This window comes from Sphingobacterium endophyticum, assembly GCF_009733535.1.
GTDB classification, from domain to species: domain Bacteria; phylum Bacteroidota; class Bacteroidia; order Sphingobacteriales; family Sphingobacteriaceae; genus Sphingobacterium; species Sphingobacterium endophyticum.
Map to the genome: position 1 here is coordinate 131,171 of NZ_SMMI01000004.1, position 18,263 is coordinate 149,433.

Annotated in this window: 22 protein-coding genes; 12 read left to right on the forward strand and 10 right to left on the reverse strand. The window is 34.0% G+C overall.

The features are described from left to right. The first annotated feature begins 54 nt into the window (after window positions 1-54). On the forward strand, window positions 55-840 hold the full coding sequence (locus E0Y80_RS06395) for a murein L,D-transpeptidase catalytic domain family protein (RefSeq protein WP_231595978.1): 786 nt from the start codon (window positions 55-57) through the stop codon (window positions 838-840). 132 nt (window positions 841-972) lie between these two features. Here E0Y80_RS06395 and E0Y80_RS06400 read toward each other — a convergent pair whose 3' ends face one another. Further along, the gene (locus E0Y80_RS06400; RefSeq protein WP_156306834.1) at window positions 973-2,883 is read right to left on the reverse strand and encodes an amidophosphoribosyltransferase; all 1,911 of its coding nucleotides are present in this window, start codon (window positions 2,881-2,883) and stop codon (window positions 973-975) included. A gap of 86 nt (window positions 2,884-2,969) precedes the next feature. Then, complete coding sequence (locus E0Y80_RS06405) at window positions 2,970-3,500, reverse strand: lipocalin-like domain-containing protein (protein ID WP_156306835.1); 531 nt, start codon at window positions 3,498-3,500, stop codon at window positions 2,970-2,972. 161 nt (window positions 3,501-3,661) lie between these two features. Between E0Y80_RS06405 and E0Y80_RS06410 the strand changes: the two genes are divergently transcribed. Together E0Y80_RS06410 and E0Y80_RS06415 are read left to right on the forward strand one after the other, a co-directional pair. Continuing rightward, window positions 3,662-4,042 (forward strand): YchJ family protein, encoded by a 381-nt coding sequence (locus E0Y80_RS06410; RefSeq protein ID WP_156306836.1) that lies wholly within the window; start codon window positions 3,662-3,664, stop codon window positions 4,040-4,042. Window positions 4,043-4,112: 70 nt separating this feature from the next. Beyond that, window positions 4,113-4,445, forward strand: a complete 333-nt coding sequence (locus E0Y80_RS06415) for a YegP family protein (RefSeq protein WP_156306837.1) — start codon at window positions 4,113-4,115, stop codon at window positions 4,443-4,445. 68 nt (window positions 4,446-4,513) lie between these two features. Here E0Y80_RS06415 and E0Y80_RS06420 read toward each other — a convergent pair whose 3' ends face one another. Beyond that, window positions 4,514-6,517, reverse strand: a complete 2,004-nt coding sequence (locus tag E0Y80_RS06420) for a M13 family metallopeptidase (protein WP_156306838.1) — start codon at window positions 6,515-6,517, stop codon at window positions 4,514-4,516. A 130-nt stretch (window positions 6,518-6,647) separates the two neighbouring features. Here E0Y80_RS06420 and E0Y80_RS06425 point away from each other — a divergent pair, with 130 nt between their 5' ends. Together E0Y80_RS06425 and E0Y80_RS06430 are read left to right on the forward strand one after the other, a co-directional pair. Beyond that, window positions 6,648-7,292, forward strand: a complete 645-nt coding sequence (locus E0Y80_RS06425) for a hypothetical protein (RefSeq protein WP_156306839.1) — start codon at window positions 6,648-6,650, stop codon at window positions 7,290-7,292. After that, window positions 7,282-7,650: a hypothetical protein gene (locus E0Y80_RS06430; RefSeq protein WP_156306840.1), complete on the forward strand. Its 369-nt coding sequence runs from the start codon at window positions 7,282-7,284 to the stop codon at window positions 7,648-7,650. The genes E0Y80_RS06425 and E0Y80_RS06430 overlap by 11 nt, the downstream gene beginning before the upstream one ends. Before the next feature lie 85 nt (window positions 7,651-7,735). On the opposite strand, the gene E0Y80_RS06435 is transcribed toward E0Y80_RS06430, so the two are convergent. Both E0Y80_RS06435 and E0Y80_RS06440 read right to left on the reverse strand, forming a co-directional pair. Next, window positions 7,736-8,494: a S1/P1 nuclease gene (locus E0Y80_RS06435; protein WP_231595979.1), complete on the reverse strand. Its 759-nt coding sequence runs from the start codon at window positions 8,492-8,494 to the stop codon at window positions 7,736-7,738. Window positions 8,495-8,538: 44 nt separating this feature from the next. Beyond that, the gene (locus E0Y80_RS06440; RefSeq protein ID WP_197091501.1) at window positions 8,539-9,000 is read right to left on the reverse strand and encodes a DUF4268 domain-containing protein; all 462 of its coding nucleotides are present in this window, start codon (window positions 8,998-9,000) and stop codon (window positions 8,539-8,541) included. Window positions 9,001-9,079: 79 nt separating this feature from the next. On the opposite strand from E0Y80_RS06440, the gene E0Y80_RS06445 reads away from it, so the two are divergent. After that, window positions 9,080-9,616 (forward strand): lipocalin family protein, encoded by a 537-nt coding sequence (locus E0Y80_RS06445; RefSeq protein ID WP_156306842.1) that lies wholly within the window; start codon window positions 9,080-9,082, stop codon window positions 9,614-9,616. Here the strand turns inward: E0Y80_RS06445 and E0Y80_RS06450 are convergent, their stop codons facing one another. After that, window positions 9,617-9,928 carry a hypothetical protein gene (locus E0Y80_RS06450; RefSeq protein WP_156306843.1) on the reverse strand — a complete coding sequence of 104 codons (312 nt, stop codon included), beginning with the start codon at window positions 9,926-9,928 and terminating at the stop codon, window positions 9,617-9,619. It abuts the gene before it with no gap. 79 nt (window positions 9,929-10,007) lie between these two features. Next, window positions 10,008-11,348 carry an OmpA family protein gene (locus E0Y80_RS06455; RefSeq protein ID WP_156306844.1) on the reverse strand — a complete coding sequence of 447 codons (1,341 nt, stop codon included), beginning with the start codon at window positions 11,346-11,348 and terminating at the stop codon, window positions 10,008-10,010. A gap of 130 nt (window positions 11,349-11,478) precedes the next feature. Here E0Y80_RS06455 and E0Y80_RS06460 point away from each other — a divergent pair, with 130 nt between their 5' ends. Further along, the gene (locus tag E0Y80_RS06460; RefSeq protein ID WP_156306845.1) at window positions 11,479-12,888 is read left to right on the forward strand and encodes an alkaline phosphatase; all 1,410 of its coding nucleotides are present in this window, start codon (window positions 11,479-11,481) and stop codon (window positions 12,886-12,888) included. A 56-nt stretch (window positions 12,889-12,944) separates the two neighbouring features. On the opposite strand, the gene E0Y80_RS06465 is transcribed toward E0Y80_RS06460, so the two are convergent. After that, entirely contained in the window at window positions 12,945-13,319 is a 375-nt protein-coding gene (locus E0Y80_RS06465; protein ID WP_156306846.1) for a single-stranded DNA-binding protein, read from the reverse strand. 158 nt (window positions 13,320-13,477) lie between these two features. Here E0Y80_RS06465 and E0Y80_RS06470 point away from each other — a divergent pair, with 158 nt between their 5' ends. Continuing rightward, complete coding sequence (locus E0Y80_RS06470) at window positions 13,478-13,876, forward strand: hypothetical protein (RefSeq protein ID WP_156306847.1); 399 nt, start codon at window positions 13,478-13,480, stop codon at window positions 13,874-13,876. A gap of 113 nt (window positions 13,877-13,989) precedes the next feature. Here E0Y80_RS06470 and E0Y80_RS06475 read toward each other — a convergent pair whose 3' ends face one another. Together E0Y80_RS06475 and radC are read right to left on the reverse strand one after the other, a co-directional pair. Beyond that, window positions 13,990-14,700 (reverse strand): pirin family protein, encoded by a 711-nt coding sequence (locus tag E0Y80_RS06475; protein ID WP_156306848.1) that lies wholly within the window; start codon window positions 14,698-14,700, stop codon window positions 13,990-13,992. A gap of 72 nt (window positions 14,701-14,772) precedes the next feature. Beyond that, window positions 14,773-15,462 carry a RadC family protein gene (gene radC, locus E0Y80_RS06480; protein WP_156306849.1) on the reverse strand — a complete coding sequence of 230 codons (690 nt, stop codon included), beginning with the start codon at window positions 15,460-15,462 and terminating at the stop codon, window positions 14,773-14,775. A gap of 151 nt (window positions 15,463-15,613) precedes the next feature. On the opposite strand from radC, the gene E0Y80_RS06485 reads away from it, so the two are divergent. From E0Y80_RS06485 to E0Y80_RS06500, 4 genes are all read left to right on the forward strand, one after another. Continuing rightward, window positions 15,614-16,072 (forward strand): peptidylprolyl isomerase, encoded by a 459-nt coding sequence (locus E0Y80_RS06485; RefSeq protein ID WP_156306850.1) that lies wholly within the window; start codon window positions 15,614-15,616, stop codon window positions 16,070-16,072. A 17-nt stretch (window positions 16,073-16,089) separates the two neighbouring features. After that, window positions 16,090-16,494 carry a DUF5606 family protein gene (locus E0Y80_RS06490; RefSeq protein ID WP_156306851.1) on the forward strand — a complete coding sequence of 135 codons (405 nt, stop codon included), beginning with the start codon at window positions 16,090-16,092 and terminating at the stop codon, window positions 16,492-16,494. A 111-nt stretch (window positions 16,495-16,605) separates the two neighbouring features. Continuing rightward, on the forward strand, window positions 16,606-17,697 hold the full coding sequence (locus E0Y80_RS06495) for a DUF695 domain-containing protein (RefSeq protein WP_156306852.1): 1,092 nt from the start codon (window positions 16,606-16,608) through the stop codon (window positions 17,695-17,697). A gap of 16 nt (window positions 17,698-17,713) precedes the next feature. After that, a complete protein-coding gene (locus E0Y80_RS06500) occupies window positions 17,714-18,169 on the forward strand; it encodes a GNAT family N-acetyltransferase (protein ID WP_156306853.1) in 456 nt (151 codons plus the stop codon). Window positions 18,170-18,263 lie beyond the last annotated feature (94 nt).

Sequence of the window (18,263 nt, forward strand, 5' to 3'; positions counted from 1 at the left end):
TTTGATTGTCATATTTTTCCTAGCTTTGTATTAGAAGACTAGGAAAATGTGCTTATGAATAAACTATTGATTATTTCATTATGGGCTATTGCTACCTCCAGTATTTCTGGAGACCTAAACAAATCTCAGCAAGTAAACGCTCCTATTGAAATCAACCAAACAAAAGTAGAATTAGAGAAAGACCCTGTTAAAGAGTTGTATGATGAAATGAAGTTGCAAGGGATCATTAAGTGGGACGCCTTCGAGCAAGCTATGCAAGGTTATAACCAATTAAGCCCGAAAAACAGAAACATCATGACGATAATTGACTTTACCCTACCATCTACCGAGAAAAGGATGTATGTCTTAGACATGAAAGCAAAAAAGCTTATATTCCACAACATCGTTTCTCATGGCAGAAATAGCGGCGAAAAGTTTGCTACGTCATTCTCAAACAAACATGGATCTTTTCAGAGTTCTCTAGGTTTCTATTTTGCAGAGGAAACCTATAATGGAGGAAATGGATTCTCATTAAGACTAGATGGTTTGGAAAAAGGAATCAATGATCAAGCTAGACCAAGAGCAATCGTGGTACACGGCGCAGATTATTGTAGTACGAATATTATAAAGTCAACTGGAAGGTTAGGAAGAAGTTATGGTTGCCCTGCCCTACCAAGAGAATTGACTAAACCAATCATCAATACAATCAAGGGAGGTAGCCTGATGTATATTTACGCCGGAAATAAAGAATATTTAGCAAGCACAAAACTTGTTAAGAAAAACCCTTTATTACCATCCAATACATTGATTGCCACCCAACATGATGAGGAAACAACAAAATCTAAAACCGTATTAAATTAGATTTAAAAGACATTTGAATACAATAAACCAAAAGCCCACAAGAAAATTGTGGGCTTTTTTTTGATCTATTTAATTGACTTATAATAAAAACGGTCAAGATAAATCTTGACCGTTTTTAAATATTTTATTAGATTAAGAACTAAAATATGCTCTTACATTTTTTCCTTCCATCCAATTCATAAAAGCGCGGTTAACGACTTTATTTCCTCCTGGTGTTGGGTAGTTTCCGGAGAAATACCAATCACCTTTGTGATTAGGACATGCTAAATGTAAATTATCTAAAGTTTGGAAGATAACTTCCAATTCCGCTTTCAAATTATGCGGCTTAACAATCTTAGATATTTCTTGCGAAATCTGTTCATCTGTAAAAGGTTCGTAGATAGCTTTCACATAGTTTTCAACCTGATCTTTAGGCATGGTAACAGATGCAAGGCATTTTTGATAAACCTCATCAATGACATGAGCCAATCCATTTTTACGCAATAATGATACGGCAGCTTCAAATGCAACAAACTCAGACATCCTCGACATATCGATTCCATAACAATCAGGATAACGGATCTGTGGTGCAGAAGAAACAATTACGATCTTCTTCGGATTCAATCGATCAAGGATAGTTAATATACTTTGCTTTAAGGTTGTTCCCCTAACGATTGAATCATCAATTGCTACAATGGTATCCTCATGATCATTAACAATACCATAGGTCGTATCATATACATGCTGAACCATATCCTGACGATCAGCATCTTGTGTAATGAAGGTTCGTAGCTTGGCATCTTTAACATTCAGTTTCTCAAATCTTGGCTTTAAATCCAATACTTCATTAAGCTCTTCATCAGAAATCTTATCTGCACGATTTAATAAAGCCTCTTTTTGACAATCTCTAACATGTTGATTGATTCCTTCCATCATTCCATAATAAGACACTTCAGCCGTATTTGGAATAAAAGAGAAAACAGTATTCTTAATGTCGTTGTTGATACTTTTTAAGACTTGAGGAATTAATAATTTCCCAAGTGATTTACGTTCTTGATAGATATCTGCATCAGATCCTCTTGAAAAATAAATACGCTCGAATGAACAAGACATTTGTTCCACTGGTTGACGGAACATTTCTTCACTCACCGTACCATCTTTCTTAGCAATAAGCGCATGACCGGGCTTAATTTCTTTAACAGCTCCTAATGGGATATTAAATGCTGTTTGTATAACAGGTCTTTCAGATGCCACAACCAATACTTCATCGTCTTGATAATAAAATGCCGGACGAATCCCTGCTGGATCGCGCATGACAAAAGCATCGCCATGTCCAAATATACCCGCAATAGTATATCCACCATCCCAGGTTTTTGCAGAACGAGTTAATATTTTCGAAACATCAATATTCTTTGCTATCTGCGCAGAAATCTCAATATTAGAATAACCCTCCTGTTTAAACTTATCGAATAGTTTTTGGTTTTCCTCATCTAGAAAGTGACCAATTTTTTCCAAAACAGTTACTGTATCGGCTTGTTCTTTTGGATGTTGACCTAGGTCATATAACTGTTGCAGTAATTCATCAACATTTGTCATATTGAAGTTTCCGGCAACAACAAGATTCCGAGACATCCAATTGTTTTGTCTCAGGAATGGATGACAGCTTTCAATACTGTTTTTTCCGTGAGTACCATAACGTAGATGGCCTAACAAAACCTCACCAGTAAAACTTACATTATCCTTTAACCATTGAGTATCTTTAGACTCTTCCGGAAAAGCTTTGTTTACAGCCGCGAATTTCTTCTGAACATACTCAAAAATTTCCGCAACTGCGCTTGATCCCATCGCTCTATATCTTGAGATATATCGGTTGCCAGGTTTTACGTCAAATTTAATTGTTGCAATACCAGCTCCATCCTGACCTCTATTGTGTTGCTTTTCCATAAGCAAATACAATTTATTGATGCCATAATAGGGCGTACCGTATTTTTCTTGATAATAAGACAGGGGTTTTAAAAGTCGGATAAGTGCGATTCCGCACTCGTGTTTTATAGCGTCACTCATAGCTTGAATTGATGGCACAAAGGTACGGAATTTTGAAAAAAAATTAGATACATCTAAATGTAAAAAATTATATCGTACACAACTTTTTATTCAAAGTCCTCAAACTGTGTTTTTGACTGTTTGGAAGCCGTTATCTCCATAAATCTTTCCCTCCTAGAAAGGTACTCTTCTTTCTCAACTCTCCGCCAAGTCATATAGCTATTTACTTTTATTCCATCGGACAGGATAGGATCTACTGATTTCAGATAAAGGATGTCTCCTTCAAAATCAATTTTACGCTCCTGAATTTGGCCCTCCCAATTTGGAAATGATGAAGTAGTAATGGCATATTGTACAATTGCATTCATGTTGTCAATTTTATAGGTACCTGCCAATGCAATAAATCCTTTCACTTGGGATTTTAATTCCTCCTCCTTTGCTAAGTATCGATCATCGGAACTGAAATTACCACGCTCTGAATTTGAAATCTGAACGGACATATATCCATCCGCGCCATATATTAATAATCCTTTTGGGTTCTGTCCCATCGGAAATTTTGAGTCTGTACCATTAATGGGTACTTCTATATAGGATAGTAGTTGCCATGTACCAACTAATTCATTCTTCAATGTTGTCATTTAGGGGTTAATGTTTGCCTTTATAACGGCGATTTTCAATTAATAGTTTGTAACAATACTTATATAGATATTTCAGTGAAATTAGAAACATCTGTATCTTCGCAAAACAAGTATTAGACCAACAAAGGTTAATATTTTGAAAAATTGATAATCTATTGAATATGAATAAGAATTGTTTTTGTGGGTCTACCTTATCTTATGCAGATTGTTGTAAAATCATTCATCAAGAACCAAAATCTGCCAGTTCTGCCGAACAACTGATGCGAGCTAGATATTCAGCATTCACTTTAAATCTTGTGAATTTTCTTTATGACACCTTTCATCCTCAAACCAGAAGATTTCAAAAAAAATCAGAAATTGAACAATGGAGCAAGGAAAACCAATGGATGGGACTACAAATTATCAAAGTAACTGAAAACACAGTAGAATTTATTGCTAAATACCTAGATTCAAACAATACTGAACAAAGTCACCACGAAAAGTCTCGCTTTCAAAGAGTTCAGAATATTTGGTATTATGTAGATGGCAAGATAGTTTCCTAATTTTTTGTTAAAACCATATGTGGGTTTTATTGAATTTTAGTAAATTAGTATATACTAAATAATTTAAACTATGGGAAAGTTTGTAATTTCTACAAGGAAGAATGGAGAGTTCCAGTTCAACCTCAAAGCTGCAAATGGTCAGGTGATTTTAAGTAGTGAAGGATATACTACAAAGGCAGCTTGTGAAAACGGGATTAGTTCTGTAAAGAAAAATTCACAAGACACGGCTAAATTCGACAAGATCACAGCAAAAAATGGAAAGTTCTATTTCAATTTAAAAGCAGGAAATGGACAGATAATTGGTACCAGTGAAATGTATGAAAGCGAAGCTGGCCGAAGCAATGGTATTAAATCCGTTCAGGAAAATGCTCCTGATGCAACAATAGACGATACTTCAGTTTAATCTGAAATCTAAATATATAATAAAGCCACTAATTAAATTAGTGGCTTTTGTATTTATATAGATATCAATTACCAAATAACGATTCGCTTATCTTTTGGAAGATATAATTTATCGCCTTCTTTTGTTTCGAATGCTTTATGGAAGGCATCCAAGTTAATGATTGGACCTGTTGCACGATATTGCGCCGGTGAATGTGGATCAGTCTTAACTTGATTCACAACAAATTCATCCGTTGTTTTTGCGCGCCAAATAGTAGCCCAAGAAAGGAAAAATCGCTGATCTTGCGTGTAGCCATCGATTAGGCCTGGATTACCTTTATCCTTTAAGTACATTTGAAGAGCATCAAATGCAACTGACGAACCACCCAAGTCTCCAATATTCTCACCTAATGTAAATCTTCCATTAACAAAAACCCCTGGTACTGGCTCATATGACTCAAACTGAGCAACCAAAGCATCAGCAGCAGCCTCAAACTTGGTTCTATCTTCATCTGTCCACCAGTTGTTCAAATTACCATTTCCATCATATTGAGAACCTGAATCATCAAATCCATGGGATAACTCATGGCCTATTACAGCTCCAATACCACCGAAATTAACAGCAGGATCCGCTTTATAATCATAGAAAGGTGGCTGTAGAATCGCAGCAGGGAATACAATCTCATTAAACAGTGGACTGTAATATGCATTCACCGTTTGTGGTGTCATACCCCACTCCGATTTGTCTACCGGTTTACCTTGTTTTGCCAAATTCTCTTCAAAACTCCAACGACGAACATTATTCACATTTTCAATTAATGATGTTCCAACCTGAAGATTTGAATAATCCTTCCATTTGTCTGGATATCCTATTTTAACAGTGAATTTGGATAATTTCTCTAAAGCTTTCTCTTTGGTTGTTGGTGACATCCAAGCTAAATCTTTGATATGTTGATCAAATGATTTGATTAAATATTGAACCAACTCCTCACAGGTCGCTTTTGCTTCGGCAGGGAAATTTTCTTTTACATATAATTTTCCTAATAATTCACCTGCATTACCATTGACAAATTCAAGTCCGCGTTTATCCAATGCGCGCTGCTCCTTTTGCCCCCTTAGCTTCTTTCCATAAAAGTCAAACGATAATTCATCTAAGTCACTTGTTAAATAACCAGTTGCATCATCCATAACATGGAATTTCAAATATTCCTTAATGACAGGGATATTTTCTTGATTAACGATCTTATCAAGATTTTCATAATACTTCAATTCCCCAATAATTACAGTATCAGCTTTGAAGCCTAACGTTTGGATATATTTTGCAACATCCATATTTTTCACCATTTTGCCCAAATCCTTCACAGCAACTGGATTATAACGTTTTTGAGCATCACGCATCTCTTCTACAGTCTTTAAATTTGATGCAATTAATTTTTCAAATTCAATGACTTTTGGACCTTTTAGATCACGAGTTTTGGGATCAACCTTTCCATATAATGCATTGATATATTGGTTGTAATTCCCTAAGGTTTCTGTATTTTTCGCATCTTCCTTTTGATAATAGGTACGGCCGAGACCTAATCCTCCACCACCTAAATAAACAGCATTCATATTACTGTTTTTCATATGGGCATAAACATAAGCTCCGAAGAAAGGATTTCCCCCTATTGCACCATATTTTACAAAATAATCATTTAGATCTTTCAGGTTTTTAACTTGATCGATATCTTTCAATTGCTGTTGTATAGGTGTATAACCCAATTTATTGCGGGTATCAAAATCTACATATGATTTATATAGATCTGCAATCTTTTGTCCATCAGTCCCTTTCTCAAATTTGGTATCTAATGATTCTTTTAGGATTTTAAGAGTAGCTTCATCGGTATTCTCTCTTAACTGATCAAAAGAACCCCAACGAGCTTTGTCCGATGGAATCTCTACTGTTTTCATCCAATTACCATTCACGTAATTGTAGAAATCATCTTGTGGACGTACTGATTTGTCCATGTAGGAAACATTAATTGCTTGATGCTCTTGGCCAAAAACATAACCAGAACTTGCAAATAACGCAGCCATTAATACATATTGTTTCATAATTAACCTTTTTTGTTTTAAAACTTAGGTAAGTTCTTATGCAAACATAATGATTCTATAAAAATTCTCGAAGTAACTATTTTTATATAAAGTGAAGAATATAAAAGAAAGGAATTAGTAATTTGTGCCTATGATCATCCAGATTGAAAACAAATCATACAAATTAATAAGTACAAATGATGAATCTATCCGATTGGAACACAAAAATTCTGATTTGCCAATCATCTATGCTGCAGCAACATTGCCCTTAGATGAAGTGGTTTTATTTGTAAAGCAATATTCAAAAAAAAATAAATTAAAACCCAAAGTTGATAGCTTTTCATTAGAGTTTTTTACCATCAATTTATTTGATAAATCATTTTCAGTCAAACCCTTATCTGATGGCCATTCAAAACCCTACCTCAAAAACAACATTATTTATTATTCTAAACCAGCATTGCTATTTAAATCTCACGAGAAATTAACAAAATTTATTGTTGAGTATGTTTTTGAACAAACTATCCTGAATTTATGTGCTAAATGGGAAGAAAAACTGCAAATATTGGTGGAAGAGGTAAATTTTAAAAAACTTAAAACAAACTATTTCATAATTGAAAACAATAAGATTGTTTTCAATAGAAATAATGAAAAGTTTAATTTAAGAATTAATGAATACTTGTTATTCAGTGCCGTTTTAAAATTATTAAATGCAAGTAACCAAGTAAAAGATGGACTGCTTGATGAACATTTTCCAGATAAAATACAAATTGAAAAATTATTAAAATATGGATGCTAAAGAATATACTTTCAATCTTCAAATCGATAATAATCAGTTTTCCTCTATTTTAGAAGATTCTAACATTTTATTGAAGGTTATACAGCCTAATAAATTAGCTCAGCTGAAAGATTTTATTTTTGATATTTTAGGCAATAAGGATGGAAGTCCTGAAATCAACAATTTGAAAGTTTCTAATTTCATTTTTGACAAGGAAAAAAATAAAGGTTCATTTCGATTGAAATTTGATATAGATCGTAGGTTTTGCTGCTCCGATATGGAAAGCTGTTCGAATGATTACATCGATTTCAATTTTCATTTTGAGAATGGGGATTTTAACGCTAGAGGTTCTTATTTTGATTGGACCTTAACTAATTAATCCCGAAATTAAAATTGATACAATGCTATAAAAACTAAAAAAGCGCCCAATACAATGGGCGCTTTTGCAATTTATTAATTTTGTTCTATCCAAAAACATCGTTCAATTCTTTAGCCAATCGAAGTCCAGCTTTTAATAATGCTTTCTCCATAGGATCTTTGAATCTATAGATGTAATCATAAGAAAGTTTATTGTCCTTAGCCACATCATCATAAATTAGGTTTGCTAATTCATGTGATTCATAAAGCCAATCTTCAAAAGTAGATTGGGTATATTGCTTGAAAAAATATTTTTCATAATCTAATACTCGTGCATACTCAGTATAAGACCATTTTTCATTATCTACTAAATCACTATCCCAAACTCTATGAATGTTTGATCCTTTACCAAAGAAAGTTACTGCAATTTTATTTCCTCCTAGATCCTCCGCCCTGCTCACGTGCATAGGTTGATGTGCATCGCCCAATAGGTGAATCATAAAATATAATGCCTGTTGCCTTTGTTCTAGCGATAACTCCTTATTTACGACCTCCTTTTTTATTCTTTGATAGGCTTTGTATAAATTCTGTTCCGGAGAATTTTGCAGTTCAACCAAAAACTGCGCATGAGTCAAGTTACCAGGGGTATTCAAAAAATGCCAAGTCCCTGTTTTCAATAAAACAGTGTCTGGTGAAGATTTAATAAAATCTGCCCAATTGGACCAATAAGCCAACTTTTGATGTCCCATTAATTTTTGGATATTCCGCTTTGCTTTTTTCGTTAAATGTTGTTCTGCAATTTCAGAAATTACCCGATGTCCTGTCATCCCCCAAGCAAATCCTTCCTGGGTCTGGATAATTATCATTAAAAAAACTATAATCCTACCAACAATTTTCATATACCAATCTATTATTTAAAAATTTCAAATCCATATTTTGCCATCGACCAAAAACTATCTAACGCTATGATTCTAGGCTTAAAAAATTGTATCAATTCTGGCCAATCTTCCTTTTTAAACACATTCAAACCTCGGGCTTCCATATAAATCCTCGCCGTTGCCTTCCCATATTCATCATAATGAAGGTCATCCCAAATCCATTCCTCATTCAATTCGGCATTCAATACCGCTTTAAATTCTTTGAATTGTTCAAAAATCAAGGCTCTAATACCCTCATCTGGATGAGCTATCTCTATTCCAATCTGGGCAGTCTTGTTGCTAGCTTCCATCCGAAAAAAAAGATAACGAATTCCAGTTTTATAATTTACCCAAGTTACTTTTTCACCATCAGAATTAGGTATTGGTGCCATATATTGACCAAAACTAGTCCAGAAAGATTCCTTAATGCGCTTTGCCTCTTCTCTTGAATACAATTTTTTTAATTTTATGCAAAACTAGGAATCTCTTTAAACATTTATCTAGTTTAAGCTGTTTTCCTTTAAAATTATTACGATGGATAAAAAGAAAACCCTTATAACATTGTCAGCAGTAGCATTAGGATCTGTAATTTATAATTATTTAAAACCAATTAAATCTGAAGTAGAAGTCATTCAAAATTTTGATCTTCAGAAATACCTCGGAAAATGGTATGAGATTGCTAGGTTGGATTTCTTTTGGGAAAAGAACCTAAAAAATGTCACAGCTGAATACAGTTTAAATGAGGATGGGTCCGTAAAGGTAAAAAATGAAGGTGTAAGTACGATCTCTGGTAAAAAGAAAACGAGTATTGGGAAAGCAAAATATGCTGCTGATGTAAATGAAGGGAGCCTAAAAGTTTCATTTTTTGGTCCCTTTTATTCAGGTTATCACATTGTTCAAATTGATGATCATTATCAAGATGCATTGATCTTTGGTGATAACCTAGATTATATATGGATTCTTTCCAGGACCAAAGAAATTGACGAAAGCAGAAAACAAGCTTATTTAAAATATGCTGAATTATCAGGATATGATATTTCAAAATTAAAATGGACGGTACAGGAGGCTTGATTATAGATCAAAAACAGGCTGAATAATACTGTAATCCAAGGTTGGATCCTGAATGACCGAAGCCGCGATTTCTTTTAAATCCGATGGACTGATTCTATTGCCCAGTCCTGCATTAAAAAGTCTGACTAAAATGTCTGCAGCATCAGATTTTTCTTGTATTGTTAATAAAGAACTGCCAACGTAAAAATTTAAGATTGATACGGCATATTCACCAAATAAATCAAAGTCTAACGGTCTTTTCTTTGATCTTAATGAATTTAAGAACTTCTCAAAATCCCCTCGGATCATGTCTTGTTGTGTCTGTGTAAGCATGTCGCAAAAATAACAATACCTTATTCAATAAAAAAACAGCCCAACATCAAAATTGGGCTGTTAAATAATCTATCTGTTTTTATTTTCTTACACTGATTGCAACACGTCTATCTTTTACACGATCAGATTCAGGAGCATCTGCTGGAAATTTAGCAAATTCTGAACCGTAACCTTCAGTAGCCATAACTCTATCACCAACTCCTTTTGCTTCAAAGGCATTTTTTACAGCAATTGCTCTATCATTAGACAATTTTTTGTTAAAAGCCTCATCTCCGGTCTTATCTGTATATCCACCTAATTTGATTTTTGCATCTGGAAACGCATTCATTATGGCAACCAAGTTATCTACTTGAACCTGACTTTCAGGAAGAATATTTGCCGTACCTGTTGCGAAATTTAAATTATCAAAGTCAAACCAACGATCTTTTAGCTCTTCATCTGAAAGACCTTTATAATCTGAATTTAAAAATTGAACCAATTGATCTTCGATACCTCCTTTATATGCATTAATTGTTGTGTTATTCGGAAGAGTAACCATGATGCTTTCGCGAACAATCTCTCCTGCTGGAGCAGTAGCGGTATCATTGGTCACTACTGAATCTGTAATTAATGAATCAACATGAGCATCTGAAACTGGTGCTTCTTCACGATTACAGCCTTTGCCAAAGAAAAACCATAACAACAACAATATAATTGGAATTAAAATCCACCATAATCCTGCACTTCTTTTGCGTTCTTCTTCTGCAGGTGGAAGGGCAGCAGGCGGTTCATCATGTCTTTTAATATGTGCCGATGCCGGGATAACTGGGTCTTCTAATATAACATCTCTCGCCGGGTCAACAATGGTTTCCGTTGTAAGGATTTCTCTTTCCTCTGGAACTACAGTTTCTATTGGATTTTCACCCAATATATTTAGAGGAAGTCCTACTGGAAGAGCCTTTAAAAAATTACTCCTGTTGTTGTTAAGGTCAGCTTCGATGGAAGTCGTGTCCCATCTAGATCCATTACTGGTTAAAGCCCCAATAACTGCTGGAATACCAGCTGAGAATAATCTAATTAGACTATTGGTATTTAATCCTAAAAAATTTGCCGTATTTGGAATGATTTGATCAAATTCATTCCCAAACAAAGAGCTTAAAACAGTTCTTGTAGTATCTCCTTGTTGAGGAACTTCTTGAACTGGAGGACTAAATCTCAATATCTCATTGAAATTAAATCCCGAAAAACTTGATTTTAATGTCTCCAGGAGGCTTGCTAATCCATGACCAGATTTTTTCTGTAAGCCTAAGAATAACGAAGGAATAACTGTATCAATTCCTTTCTTTGCTTGCTCTACAGAAATGTTTTCTTGAGAAGCAAGCGTGCTATACGTTTGCTCATTAAAATAAGACTGAGCAAGTTGTATTAAATTGTTTTCCATAACCTTAGTTTATAAGTACAATCAAAAAAACAATCCATGTAACAATTTGTTTGCATAGCCTTCACTTTCGTAATTAACATTATCTTAATCTTAGAACCTTATTTTTGTAAACAAACTAATTCGAATAGGAATGAATATTAAATTTTTAAATGTATTAATTGCTTTATTTTTATTTGTAGGCTCAGCATTTGCGCAAAAACAACCCAAGTACATCTTTTTTATGATCGGTGATGGTATGGGATTAAATCAAGTTCAAGCAGCGGAAATCTACAAAGCATCACTAGACAATAAAAATACTGTGTACCCAACGGTTTTTAGTCAATTTCCGTATGCAACATTCGCAACGTCTCATTCTCTTTCTCATGGAGTAACCGATTCAGGAGCTGGCGGTACAGCATTAGCTGTTGGCTATAAAACTAAAAACGGAGTAATTGCTATGGATAGCGCTGGTGTAAAATCGTATAAGAGTATTGCCTATTTAGCAAAGGAAAAAGGTATGAAAGTCGGCATTACGACTTCAGTAAGTATTGATCATGCTACGCCAGCATCTTTCTTCGCTAATCAGCCTGATCGCGATATGTATTATGAAATTGGCTTGGATATAATTAAATCGAAGTTTGATTTCTTCGCTGGATCAGGATTTTTGAAACCTACAACAAATGCAAAAAAAGAAGAGGTACAATCCATTTTCCCGCAACTAGAAAAAGCAGGTTATAAGTTATTGTATGGTTTAGATGATTTCAAAAAAGCGAACAAATCTGATAAATTGATTCTAATGAACAAAAAAGGAACAGATAACGTATCCTTAAAATATGCTATTGACCAAAAACCTGGAGATTTGAATCTTGCGGAAATAACTTCAGCCGCAATTGAAACCCTAGGTCAAGGTAATCACGGATTTTTCTTAATGGTTGAAGGGGGGAAAATTGATTGGGCTTCACATTCTAATGATGGCGCAACTGCAATTCATGAAGTATTGGATTTCAACAATGCTGTTCAAAAAGCTTATGACTTCTACAAAAAACATCCTGAGGAAACCTTAATTATTGTAACTGCTGACCATGAAACAGGAGGAATTGGCGTTGGAAACGGCAGCTCTACTTTAAGAGTTAAAAATCTTGAAAACCAAAAAATATCCCAAGAAGCTTTGTCCTTATTGATAAATGATTTCCGTAATAAAAATGCATCAGCAAGCTGGGATCAATTAAAAGAATTTTTAGGACAGCAATTAGGTTTATGGAAGACAATTAAATTAAGCGATGAAGACAATGAAAGTCTTCATGAAGCTTATGAAAAGAGCTTTGTTGAACATAAGAATGAAACCAGTAAAAGCTTATATGCAACATCTGATAAGATTGCTTCTTTGGCAATTAAAGCCTTAAACAAGGCATCATCTATCAGTTGGGCATCAGGAAGCCACTCTGCAGCCTATATTCCAGTTTTTGCTATTGGTGTTGGTGCTCAAGAATTCAATAAAAAAATGGATAATGTTGACATTCCAAGAACAGTATCAAAGATTGCTGGCTGGCAACATCCATAGTATCTGAAAACATATTAAAAAGGTAGGTGAATTTTCTATTCACCTACCTTTTCTTTTTAGAGCTCAACTTGATGTTCTAACGGTTTCTTTGTTCCCAATGCATCTGTTAGAAACATAATTTTATTTGCTTTTATTTCACAGTAATTCTTCAATTCACCATTTTTATCAGCATACTGTCTATATTCTATGGTGCCTTGGATTAACCATAGGCTACCTTTCTTTCCCTTATTCTTTATTTTTTCTGTCATTTCGCCCCATACTCCGATGGTATGCCATTGACTTTTTTCAAAATGTTCACCATTCTTTTTCATTACGTATTCGTTTGTAACTAAATTCAGGTAACAATATGGGTTTCCATTACTACTCATTTTCACGATTGCCTCTTTCCCTAATCGCCCTAATAATTGAACTGAATTTCTTAATGTGCTCATAATATATTTCTAATTTAGATATTTATTTTTCTTTTAATTAATTTATCTTAGCTAAGTATCTGAAACAAAATTCTAAATGATCTAAGAAATTATACGGAAATCAACTAATTAAAGTCGGATATAAGCGGTTATAATCGTTTAAAAACTAATATGAAAATATGAACGAACAGATTTGTAAGGAATGCGGTTTGCAGTTAAGAGGAAGAACAGATAAAAGATTTTGCAACGACAGTTGTAGAAATGCCTTCAATAATAGAATAAACAGTAAGGAAAATAATATCTTGAAGATTATAAATAAACAGTTGAAAAAAAATCGGAAAATATTGAAACAATTTTTAGCTGATGAAAAAATGTATAAAATCAATACTCACAAATTACTTACTGAGGGTTACTCTTTCAGCTATCATACACACAGAATAACAACTGCCAAAGGACATGAATACATATTCTGTTATGAATATGGTTTTTTAGAATTGGGAGATGATCTATTCTTAATTGTAAAAAGCTCCCAAAAAGGTAAGAGGATAGTTTCTAACAATAACCAAAGGAACGAATAAGGTTATTTCCAATTTAATTTCCTCTTACCTTGTTGACTTTTAAATTATGGGGGTACCAGTTGAATACCCTGAATTTAGTTTAGAATTTTCGAATCCTAAATATTATTAATTTATTAAACTGGAACTTCCATCACTAAAAATTCTGCTTTTGTATCAGCTTTTATTTTTAAATCTTTTGCTCCTACAATTCCTAATCCATCCCTAGTTTCCATTTTTTGGCCTTCCACATCCAAATCCCCATTTAAAACAAAAATATACAGGCCATTCTCTGGCTTCTTAAGAACATATTGTCTTGTAAATCCTGCATCAAATTCAGAAATATGAAACCAAGCATTTTGATGAATCCAAACTCCATTATCCTCTGGATCAGGAGAAAGTATTTGAAGAAAATTGTTCTTAGCAGCATCGAAATCTATCGTTTGCTGATCATATCGCGGTTCAACATTCTGTTTGTTGGGAATTACCCAAATTTGTAAAAATTTAACTGGCTCAGATTCACTATGGTTGTACTCACTATGTTCAATCCCAGTACCCGCACTCATTACTTGAATATCTCCTTTTTTGATAACGGATCCTGTTCCCATACTATCATTATGTGCTAATTCCCCTTCTAAAGGAATCGAAATAATCTCCATATTACTATGTGGATGTCGACCAAATCCCATTCCCCCAGCAACATAATCATCGTTCAGCACTCTTAGGGCTCCGAAGTTCATGCGCTCTGCATTCATATATCCTGCAAAACTAAAAGTATGATTTGATTTCAACCATCCATGGTCTGCATGACCACGTGAATCAGCGGGGTGATAAAAAAATTTTGCCATCTTTTTCTTCTTTTTTTTATAACACAAGTATCCAGCATTAAGTTTTATTTTTCATTGACCTAGGATAAGAAATCAAGTTAATAAACCTTCATCTCTAAAACTGAAATAACCATTATCGGTAATGATGAGGTGGTCATGAACATGAATATCCATTACTTTAGCGGCTGAAGAAATCTTTTTGGTGAGTACTTTATCAGGCTCGCTTGGTTTAAGCGTCCCGGAAGGATGATTATGAATCAGAATTAGAGAATTTGCCTTATTTAATAAAGCATTCCTTAAAATTATTCGAACGTCAACTGGAGTAAAATCATTACCACCACGACCGATAAGCTTTTTCTCTAAAACTTTGCAGCTCGTATTTAAGAATATGACCCAAAATTCTTCATGACTCAAATCTTCTAAAGCATGTTTGATAAAATCGTAAGCTTTTTTACTACTGTTGATTACTGGTTTTTCTTGAATATTGAATTCTTGTCTTCTTCTTCCTAATTCCAAGGCTGCAATGATCGTTACGGCTTTGGCCTCTCCGACTCCATTGAATTGACATAAATCCTTCACTTCTAATTTACTCAATTGAAATAAATCATTGTTGACGGAGCTAAGCATGCGTTGGCATAGAGCTACTGCAGTCTCCTGTCTTGATCCTGATCCAATCAAAATCGCTAGCAATTCGGCATCTGAAACCGATCTTCTGCCATGTTCTAATAGTTTTTCCCTTGGTCTATCCAATTCAGCCCATTCGCGTATGACTAATTTCTCCATAAAATTTTAATGTAATTTTCTTTCCTTAAAGTAAATAAAAAGAAATTAACAGGACGTTAAATATTGATTATCAACATCTTCTTAGACAACCTTTAGAATTTAGTTAGAAACGTTATCTTTGTAGCCTATTATAATATTAAGGATAGATATCATGAGCAAAGCAATAATTAAAACAGAAAAAGGCGACATGACTGTGCAGTTTTACACAGAAGATGCTCCAAATACAGTGGCAAACTTTATCAAGTTAGCTAAATCAGGATATTACGATGGATTAGCATTTCACCGTGTTATTTCTGATTTCGTTATCCAAGGTGGTTGTCCAAACACTCGTGAAGGCGCTACAGGTATGCCGGGTACTGGTGGACCAGGATTCAAAATCGATTGTGAGTTAACTGGGGAAAACCAATATCATGACCGTGGTGTTCTTTCAATGGCTCACGCTGGAAGAAATACTGGAGGATCACAATTCTTCATTTGTCACAGTCGTAACAATACAGCACATTTGGACCGTAATCATACATGTTTCGGAAAAGTTATCGAAAATGTAGATATCGTTGATGATATCCGTCAAGGCGACCGTATTTTAGCTGTAGAAATTATTGAAGATTAATTCAAATTAATAAAAAAATGAATTTAAGAGGATTAGTATCAGTGACTGGGAAACCAGGCTTATTTAAATTGATCGGACAAAACAAAGGTGGATTCGTTTTAGAATCTTTAGATGGCAGCAAAATTAAATCTGTAGTGAATCTATCAACTACAAAAATGGCTACTCTTGAGGATATCACTATTTATGGTGAAGATGATGAAATTCGCTTATTAGATGTGTTTGAAACCATCAAAAACAATGGCGGAAATACTCCTGACATCAAAGCTGATGGAAATACTTTACGTGAATATTTCCGTGAAGTAGCTCCAAACCATGATGAAGCAAGAGTATATTCATCTGATATCAAAAAAATCATTTCTTGGTATAATATTATCAAAGAACTTCCATTATTTGAAGAAGAAGCGCCAGAACCTCTAGCGTAATTCTTTTTTAATATATTTTAAAACCCTATCCTATTTATTGTAGGATAGGGTTTTTTATATCCTTATATTTAAGAAATTGAATAATTCTTAATGACATTAACATAGAATCATATGGCAGATTTCGATCAACAAAAAAACTTTGACCAAAATAAAAAAACCTATAATGAATTTTGGAAATGGTTCTCAGGCCATGCCCAAGACTTTTACGAGGTAATTAAATCAGGACAAAATGTTGAAGAGAATTTCATAAATATTTTTGCACCTGAATTGGACAAAATAGAATCTCAAGTATTCTTTTTAGTTGGAATGGAAGAGGATAAAAAGGCAGAATTGATATTTACACCAGATGGAAGAATTCAAAATGTTTTTTGGGCAGAGAAACTAGTCGCAGAAGCTCCTGAAATTGATAACTGGAAATTCAGAGCCCTAAAACCTGCATCCCAAAACATTGATTTTGCAATAAAGATGCATGACCTAACTTTTGACCGGGAAAATATTCAATTCTATCCCATAATACATGAAAACTATCCAGATAAAATTGACCTCATGTTTGTCTATAATGCATACCATGAAGAAGCTCATGATGATATTCTGAATGGAATATTTATTTTCCTCGACAATTTCCTAGGTGAAGAAACCATGATCCAATCCATTGACAAAATTAATGTGAAGGGGCCTCAAAATGTTATTGAAGAACTTATTCCCTTGGAAAAATTAAAGGACTATATTATTTGGAGAGAAAAAGAATTTGTTGAGAAATATCAAGACGTTAGGCATGACCCTAGCAATGATGAATTTACAGGATTTGAAGGAACGGTTGAGGGTGATAAACCGATTCTTTCAACATTTAACACTTCCATTTTAAATTGGGAATATAAAGCCTCACACCCTTGGATTTTAGTGATTATGATCCATTATACACCTGAAGGAGAAGCTGGATTTCCTGATGCTGAAACATATAAAGTTATCACCGCATTTGAAGATGATCTAGAATTAACCTTACCCAGCCTATCCGGATATATATTTTTAGGTTCCGAAACAGTGGATGGGCTTCGGGAAACTTTTATTGCTTGCCGTGAATTTAGATTAGCAACTGAAGCAATTCATAATCTACAGGTTAAATATAAAGATAAGTTGGATATGAATTATGAATTCTATAAGGATAAATATTGGCAGTCATTCGAAAGATATAACATGGACTAAGTAATATATAAGAGAAATGAAAAACTATATAATCAGACCTTATCTTCCACAAGATTTTGATGAGCTTATCCATATATTTAAAACCAATGTGCCTGATTCTTTTGCAGAAACGGAAATAGCCGACCTAACAACCTATTTGCAAGAAGAAATTGAAGATTATTTTGTCATTACTGAAAATAATCAATTATTGGGAGCTGCCGGTATTAATTACGATGATGATCAAATTACAGCAAGACTCAGTTGGGATTTTATGGATCAGAACAAGAACCATAAAGGTGCAGGTACAGCAATTACTCAATATAGAATAGATCTTATTCGCAAATTACCTCATATAAAAAGATTAATTGTCAGGACCTCTCAATTTGCTGAAGGGTTTTATAAAAAACAAGGCTTTATAGCCATAGAAAGAGTTCCTGATTATTGGGCAAAAGGATATGATCTTATATTCATGGAATTTCAAAATCTGAATTAATTATTTTAAAGCAATCCATATGTATTGGAAAGAGAAAATTTTCATTTACGAAAGCTTAACTAAAATGGAGAAATTATTGACTATTTCTGTATGT

What these genes read in the sequence shown, in the direction of transcription:
- E0Y80_RS06475 (WP_156306848.1), bottom strand. Translation starts at nt 14,700, where the DNA reads ATGGCAAAATTTTTTTATCACCCCGCTGATTCACGTGGTCATGCAGAC.
- E0Y80_RS06445 (WP_156306842.1), top strand. Translation starts at nt 9,080, where the DNA reads ATGGATAAAAAGAAAACCCTTATAACATTGTCAGCAGTAGCATTAGGA.
- radC (WP_156306849.1), bottom strand. Translation starts at nt 15,462, where the DNA reads ATGGAGAAATTAGTCATACGCGAATGGGCTGAATTGGATAGACCAAGG.
- E0Y80_RS06400 (WP_156306834.1), bottom strand. Translation starts at nt 2,883, where the DNA reads ATGAGTGACGCTATAAAACACGAGTGCGGAATCGCACTTATCCGACTT.
- E0Y80_RS06425 (WP_156306839.1), top strand. Translation starts at nt 6,648, where the DNA reads ATGATCATCCAGATTGAAAACAAATCATACAAATTAATAAGTACAAAT.
- E0Y80_RS06465 (WP_156306846.1), bottom strand. Translation starts at nt 13,319, where the DNA reads ATGAGCACATTAAGAAATTCAGTTCAATTATTAGGGCGATTAGGGAAA.
- E0Y80_RS06500 (WP_156306853.1), top strand. Translation starts at nt 17,714, where the DNA reads ATGAAAAACTATATAATCAGACCTTATCTTCCACAAGATTTTGATGAG.
- E0Y80_RS06435 (WP_231595979.1), bottom strand. Translation starts at nt 8,494, where the DNA reads ATGATAATTATCCAGACCCAGGAAGGATTTGCTTGGGGGATGACAGGA.
- E0Y80_RS06450 (WP_156306843.1), bottom strand. Translation starts at nt 9,928, where the DNA reads ATGCTTACACAGACACAACAAGACATGATCCGAGGGGATTTTGAGAAG.
- E0Y80_RS06395 (WP_231595978.1), top strand. Translation starts at nt 55, where the DNA reads ATGAATAAACTATTGATTATTTCATTATGGGCTATTGCTACCTCCAGT.
- E0Y80_RS06470 (WP_156306847.1), top strand. Translation starts at nt 13,478, where the DNA reads ATGAACGAACAGATTTGTAAGGAATGCGGTTTGCAGTTAAGAGGAAGA.
- E0Y80_RS06460 (WP_156306845.1), top strand. Translation starts at nt 11,479, where the DNA reads ATGAATATTAAATTTTTAAATGTATTAATTGCTTTATTTTTATTTGTA.
- E0Y80_RS06455 (WP_156306844.1), bottom strand. Translation starts at nt 11,348, where the DNA reads ATGGAAAACAATTTAATACAACTTGCTCAGTCTTATTTTAATGAGCAA.
- E0Y80_RS06420 (WP_156306838.1), bottom strand. Translation starts at nt 6,517, where the DNA reads ATGAAACAATATGTATTAATGGCTGCGTTATTTGCAAGTTCTGGTTAT.
- E0Y80_RS06495 (WP_156306852.1), top strand. Translation starts at nt 16,606, where the DNA reads ATGGCAGATTTCGATCAACAAAAAAACTTTGACCAAAATAAAAAAACC.
- E0Y80_RS06485 (WP_156306850.1), top strand. Translation starts at nt 15,614, where the DNA reads ATGAGCAAAGCAATAATTAAAACAGAAAAAGGCGACATGACTGTGCAG.
- E0Y80_RS06405 (WP_156306835.1), bottom strand. Translation starts at nt 3,500, where the DNA reads ATGACAACATTGAAGAATGAATTAGTTGGTACATGGCAACTACTATCC.
- E0Y80_RS06415 (WP_156306837.1), top strand. Translation starts at nt 4,113, where the DNA reads ATGGGAAAGTTTGTAATTTCTACAAGGAAGAATGGAGAGTTCCAGTTC.
- E0Y80_RS06410 (WP_156306836.1), top strand. Translation starts at nt 3,662, where the DNA reads ATGAATAAGAATTGTTTTTGTGGGTCTACCTTATCTTATGCAGATTGT.
- E0Y80_RS06490 (WP_156306851.1), top strand. Translation starts at nt 16,090, where the DNA reads ATGAATTTAAGAGGATTAGTATCAGTGACTGGGAAACCAGGCTTATTT.
- E0Y80_RS06430 (WP_156306840.1), top strand. Translation starts at nt 7,282, where the DNA reads ATGGATGCTAAAGAATATACTTTCAATCTTCAAATCGATAATAATCAG.